Annotated in this window: 3 protein-coding genes; 1 reads left to right on the top strand and 2 read right to left on the bottom strand. The window is 72.3% G+C overall.

Going from position 1 to position 6,148, the window contains the following annotated elements:
- Positions 1-332 (bottom strand): winged helix-turn-helix domain-containing protein (locus ABWK99_RS12325; RefSeq protein ID WP_372594998.1); only part of this gene is annotated, 332 nt, incomplete at its 3' end.
- Between the two features lie 80 nt (positions 333-412).
- On the opposite strand from ABWK99_RS12325, the gene ABWK99_RS12320 reads away from it, so the two are divergent.
- Positions 413-1,696: an ABC transporter substrate-binding protein gene (locus ABWK99_RS12320; RefSeq protein WP_372594997.1), complete on the top strand. Its 1,284-nt coding sequence runs from the start codon at positions 413-415 to the stop codon at positions 1,694-1,696.
- Between the two features lie 23 nt (positions 1,697-1,719).
- On the opposite strand, the gene pulA is transcribed toward ABWK99_RS12320, so the two are convergent.
- Positions 1,720-6,132 carry a pullulanase-type alpha-1,6-glucosidase gene (pulA, locus tag ABWK99_RS12315; protein ID WP_372594996.1) on the bottom strand — a complete coding sequence of 1,471 codons (4,413 nt, stop codon included), beginning with the start codon at positions 6,130-6,132 and terminating at the stop codon, positions 1,720-1,722.
- Positions 6,133-6,148: the final 16 nt, after the last annotated feature.

Below are 6,148 nucleotides of genomic sequence, written 5' to 3'. Positions count from 1 at the left end.
CGCTGGTCGGCGACGATGCGCTGGCTCACGTCGGCGAGCGCGACGCGAAGGGAGCGCTCGCTCACCTGCACCCCGGCGACCAGGCCGAGGTTGCGGGCGAGGGTGACCTCCTGCGCGCGGCGGCCGGAACGCGAGGTCGGCGCGGTCTGCAGCACCCCGGCGAGGGTGAGCTCCTTGACGATGTTGGAGACGGTGGCGGGCGAGAGCCCGGTGATCCCCGCGAGCTCGATCTGCGTGATGGAGCCACGCTGCTGCACGACCGCGACGATGCGCGCGCGGTTCGCCTCGCGCAGGGCTGTCTGCGATCCCGGCGTCGCCCGGTCCTTGGCCACGCAGCGAGGATACCGTCCGGCCGTGCGGCCGACGTGGGATGCTCACCCGCGACGAACGCATGCCGGCCCGAGGAGGTGCTGTGACGATCCGCCCTCGGGCTGCCGTCCGCCGGGCTGCCGCCGCCCTCACCGCGCTGGGGGTGCTCGGCGCCCTCGCCGCGTGTGCTCCCGGCGCCGAGCCGGCTGCGAGCACGCAGTCCCAGGTCGAGGTCTTCACCTGGTGGGCCAGCGGATCGGAGAAGCTCGCCTCCGACGTCCTGACGTCGGCGTTCCGCCGCGCGAACCCCGAGATCGAGTTCATCCACGGCGGAGTCGCCGGTGGCGCCGGGAGTGCAGCCAAGGACGTGCTCGCCTCCCGGATGGCCAACGGCGACCCGCCCGACTCCTTCCAGGTCCACGGTGGCGCAGAGCTCGCCGAGCAGATCGCCGCGGGCGAGGTCAGCGACCTCACCGCGCTGTACGCCGACCTCGGGCTGGACCGCGCCCTTCCCCAGGTCGTGCTCGACCTGGTCAGTGCCGACGGCATCCCCTACGCGGTCCCCACGAACGTGCACCGGGCGAACCTGGTCTGGTCGAACCCCTCGGTGCTGGCGGACTCGGGGATCGACCCCCTGGCGACGTTCGCCACTCTCGACGAATGGTTCGTCGCGCTCGACCGGGTCCGCGCGAGCGGGCACACCCCACTGGTGCTCGGTGCCCCCTGGACCCAGGTCCATCTGCTGGAGCAGGTGCTGCTCTCGCGACTCGGCCCGGCGGGGTACACCGCCCTGTGGGACGGCAGCGGCGACTCGGCCGAGGTCACCGCCGCGATCGAGGACTACGCCCGCCTGCTCGGCTACGCCAACCCCGATCGCGACGCCCTCGACTGGTCGGACTGCGCCGATCGGCTGGACTCCGGAGAAGCGGCCTTCCTCGTGATGGGCGACTGGGCTGCGCAGCTCCTGCGCGACCCGATCGGATGGCAGCCGTTCCCCGGCACCGACGGGGTGGACGACATCGTCGTCGACGGGTTCGCCCAGGCCGTCGGTGCACCGGATCCCGAGAACGCCAGGCTGTGGCTGGCGACCGTCGCCGCACCCGACGTCCAGATCGCGTTCGCGGACGCCAAGGGCGCAGCGCCCGCCAGGTCCGACATCCCCTCCGTGGACCTGGGCACCTACCCACGGCGCGCCCTCGAGTCGCTCCGCACGGACGAGATCGTGCTCTCGCTCGCCCATGGCGGGGTCACCACCCCGCAGGCTCTCGCGGAGCTCACCGCGGTCGTCGGCCGCCTCGGCCGTGGCCAGGCGAGCACCTCCGAGGTGCAGGAGTCGCTGACGGCGGCCGCGCGTGCCTGGCAACCTGCCGGCCCGTCCGGTTCCTGAGGGCCGGGCCGGCAGGTCCTGGTTCAGACCCGGCGCGGTCCGCACGAGCCGGGGTGGCGCGACTGGTCGTCGACGAGGACGGCGACGGTCCTCGCCGGGACCGTCACGGTCCCGCTCGCCACGTCCCAGCGGGTCCGGCGCACCACGGGGTCGTCGCCCCGGGCCTGGACGGAGGACAGCACGTACCGCTCCCCCGCCAGCCCTTCGACGGCGATCGACACCTCCTCGTCCGAGGCGTTGAGCACGGTCAGCACGCCGTCGAGCCGACGGTCGACGTCCCGGCCGACGGTGTCGTCGATCCGCATGACGACCACGCCGGGAACGGAGTCGGGTCCGCCGTTCGGGAAGGAGACCTTCTGCTCGACGAGCGAGGCCGAGCCGAGCCGGAACAGCTCGGTGGAGAACCTCAGCCGCAACAGGTCCTGAGCCGCGTCGGACGCCGTGGCGATGTCGGAGGCGGACGGGACGAGCGCCGGGTCGGCCAGCAGGGGCTGCTGGTAGACCCACTTGGCCTCGTTGTCGGCCGCCGGCGGAAGGCCCCGGCCGAAGCCGTTCGTCTCCCCCGTGACGTCGAGCACGTTGAACCAGTCACCGGAGTTGTAGGAGTTGCGGTCGAGCGACTTGCTGCGCAGCAGGTCCGCCCCCGCGTGCCAGAACGACGGTGTCTGCGCCAGGGCCGTGGTGGCCAGGGCGACGGTGTTCATCCGGACCCGGTCGTCCATCGAGGTGCTCTGCGGCAGCTTGAGGGTCAGGGCGTCGAAGATCGTCTCGTTGTCGTGCGCATCGACGTAGGTGATGACCTCCTCGGGGGAGTCCGCGTACCCGGCGGGCTGCCCGTTGTAGTCGAGCTCTGCGCCGGTGCGTACCGAGCCGTCGGACGTCTCGAACGCGAAGTCCCGCAGGTTGCCCGCCATCCCCAGCTTCACGAGGTCCTCGCTGTGCCGGAGCGCCGCGAGCTGCTGCGCCTCGTCCCCGTTGATCGCCGCTCCGTTCGGGTCGGTGTACGCGCCCGAGCCGAAGCCCTGGATCCGCGGGTCCTCGTCGAACGGGCCACCGCCACGGACGGCATCGCGCAGCCGGTCGCTGAACGTGCCGATCCCGGTCCCGCCGAGCTGGCCCTGGGTCGCCTGCGTGAAGAGGGCGTTGTTCGCGACCTCGCCGAAGTTCCAGCCCTCGCCGTACAGGTAGACCGTCGTCCCGTCGACGCCGTCCCGAGCCTTCGTCAGGCCGTCGAGGGCATCGCGGACCGCCTGCATCGTCTCGACGCTGTGGTGGCCCATGAGGTCGAAGCGGAAGCCGTCGACCTTGTACTGCCTGGCCCAGGTGACCACGGAGTCGACCATCATCTGCTCGGCCATCTCGTGCTCGGTGGCGATGTTCTGGCAGCAGGTGGACGTCTCGACCGCTCCGACGGCGTTGAGCCGGTGGTAGTAGCCGGGCACCACCCGGTCCAGGACCGACTGCTCGTCCTGGCCGCTCGCCGCGGTGTGGTTGAACACCTGGTCGAGGACCACCTGGAGCCCGTCGGAGTGCAGGGCCCCCACCATCGTCCTGAACTCCACGACGCGCGAGGCGCCGTCCGGGTCGACGGCGTAGGAGCCCTCCGGCGCGGTCCAGTGCAGGGGGTCGTAGCCCCAGTTGAACGCGTCGGCGTCGGCGACCTGCGCGATGCAGGCCTGCTGCTCCCTCGAGTCAGCGGCGAAGGAGGTGAGGTCGCACGGCGGGGTCTGCTGTGCCGAGCGGTCCTCCTCGATCGAGGCGATGTCGAAGGTGGGCAGCAGGTGCACCGTGGTCAGACCCGCGTCGGCGAGCTCACGCAGGTGGGTGCGTCCGGCGCTGCGCTGCTGGGCGAACGCGAGGTACGTGCCGCGCAGCGCCTCGGGCACCGTCGGGTCGCTGATCGAGAAGTCCCGCACGTGCAGCTCGTAGATCGTCTGGTCGACAGGGTCGACGACGGGCTGCTTCGCCACCCGCCACAGGCGAGGGGCGAGCCGGGGGTCGTCGAGGTCGACGAGCACCGAGTGGGTGGAGTTCACCGTCAGGGCGACCGACGCGGGGTCGGTCACCCGGTTCACCTCGACGGCGTCGGTGCTGGGCGCGTACACGGTCACCTCGTACTGGTACGCGGCGTCGCTCCAGTCGCGCGCCCCGGCCACCGTCCACGTGCCGTCGGACTCCCGGGTCATCGCGACCCGCTCGGGGTCGCCAGAGGTGTCCCCGCCCCGCCACAGCAGCAGGGCGACGTCCTGGGCCGTGGGTGCCCAGACGGCAAGGGTCGGGCGACGGTTGCGCCAGCTCGCACCGAGGCTGCGCTCGGTCGCGTCGGCGGCGTACAGCGCGTCCAGCACCCCGGGGATCTGCACCCCCGTCGCTGCCGTCAGCCCCGTCGCGTCGGACTGCGCCACCATGAGCTCGCCCATGAGCCACTGCTCGATCTCGGCGCGGGAGGCGTCGAGGTGCAGCGCCAGGTACCCGGACAGCGCCGGGAACCGCTCCACCTGGTCGGCGGTGAGGCCCTCCGGGTCGTACTCGAGCGCGACGGACTCGCCGGTCACGGCGCCGTCGGCCACCTCGAGGGAACCGTCGGGGGCGTGGTGCAGCGTCCAGCTCAGCGCAGCGGGATCGGTTCCCGCCGGGACGAGGGAGGACGGCCAGGCGAGCGTGGCGCCGTCGATCCAGTGCGCCTGCCACGTGCCCACGCCGGCGAGCGGCGGATCGGTGACCTCGATGGTCAGCAGGTGCGTGGCGAGCTCGTACCGGAAGGTCACCGGCTTGCCGCCCGGAGCGGTGAACGGGATGTTCGCGCCGTCCCTCGCACCGCCTGCTCCGTAGTTCTCGGCCCAGGACAGGCCGTGCGCGACCTTCGCCTCGTAGGAGCCCGCCGGGATCCGTGAGGTGGTGAAGGTGTACACGCCGTCGCCGTCGACGTCGAGCAGGACCGTGGCCAGGCACTCGGGCTGCCAGTCACCCGGGCAACCGGCCTCGCTCTGATAGCTGCCGGGCACGGTCAGCAGCGCACCCTGCGCGCTGCTCGTCACCGCATGGCTGATCGCGTCGTAGACGAAGGTCACCGGGCCGTCGGCCGCGACGACGAGGGGGATGTTGGCCCCGCCCGGCACCCCGCCGGCTCCGTAGTTCTCGGTCCAGCTCCCGCCGATGGCGATCTTGTACTCGTAGCTGCCGGCAGGGATCGTGAAGGTCCCCGCGTACAGCCCGTTGCCCTGGTAGGCGAGCTGAGTGGCGGTGCACTCGGGCTGCCAGTCGCCGGGGCAGCCGGCCTCGCTCTGGTAGCTGCCGGGAACGGTCACCTGGAGGTCGCCCGGGTCGGTCGGCGGAGGTTCCACCGCGACCTGGCCGGTGACCGAGAAGCCGACGGACCCGTAGGTCGAGTCGGCGGCGCGGGCACCGGAGGCGTCGACCGACACCGCCCGGTACTCCACGAGCGTGCCGTCACCGAGGGACTCGGGGACGTCGGCGAAGACCCGGGGGCGCGTCGTCTCGGCGGTGCCGAGCGGGGTCCAGGAGGTGTCCCCGACCACGCGCCAGGCGAAGGAGGTCTCCTGCCAGCTGTCCGGGACGGTGGCCTGGACGGCGACCGAGCCGTCCACCGCGGTGCCGGGTGCGGGCAGCCCGAGGGAGAGCGACGGGCCGCCGTCGGCCGTCGCCACGGTGCCGTCCGCGACCAGCACGAGGGCCGAGAGCGCGGGGACGCTCACCGTGACCGTGCCGTCCGCCGCGGCCGTGACCGGGCCGGAGACGCCGTGCAGCGCGGTGAAGGTCGCACCGGGGGTGAGCGTGACGATGTCGACCGTCGCGGCGGAGCTCGCGTTGTTCACCGCGACGAGGTGCTCGACCTGCTCGGTCCGCTCGACCCGGGAGAACGCGTAGACGGAGTCCTTGCCCGCACCCGTGACAGGTCGCTCGATCTGGGCACCGTCGCGCAGCGCCGGGGTGCCCGAGCGGAGCGCTGCGAGCTCGGCGATGACCCCGTACAGCGGAGCCGTGGTGTCGAACCTGTCGACGGATCCTGCCGTCTCCCCGGTGAGCAGCTGCTGGTCGGCGTACTCGTCGACCTGGGTGGCGAACATGTCCTGCCGGGCGTCCTTGTCGGTGCCGCCCAGCGAGCCGTCACCCACGAAGCCCTGCTCGTCGCCGTAGTAGACGACGGGCTGGCCCCGGGTGAGGTACATGAGGCTGTGCGCGAGCGCAGACCGCTCGAGCCCGGCCGGGTCGTCCTTGACCCCGTAGCCGATACGCCCCATGTCGTGGTTGCCGAGGAAGGTCGGCAGCGCGGAGGAGCTCGAGTCCGGCGTGGTGTACCAGTCGTCGGAGGCGAACACGGCGGACAGCGCCGACGGGGAGAAGCCCCGGGCGAAGGTCGAGGCGGCGGACTGGAAGGAGAAGTCCAGCACGGAGTCCATCTCGGTGGTCCGCACGTACGGCGCCGTCTTG

This window comes from Actinotalea sp., from assembly GCF_041597215.1.
In the GTDB taxonomy this organism is placed as follows: Bacteria; Actinomycetota; Actinomycetes; order Actinomycetales; family Cellulomonadaceae; genus Actinotalea.
The sequence above is the reverse complement of the archived record's forward strand: the minus strand, read 5'-3'. Positions and strand labels throughout refer to the sequence as shown.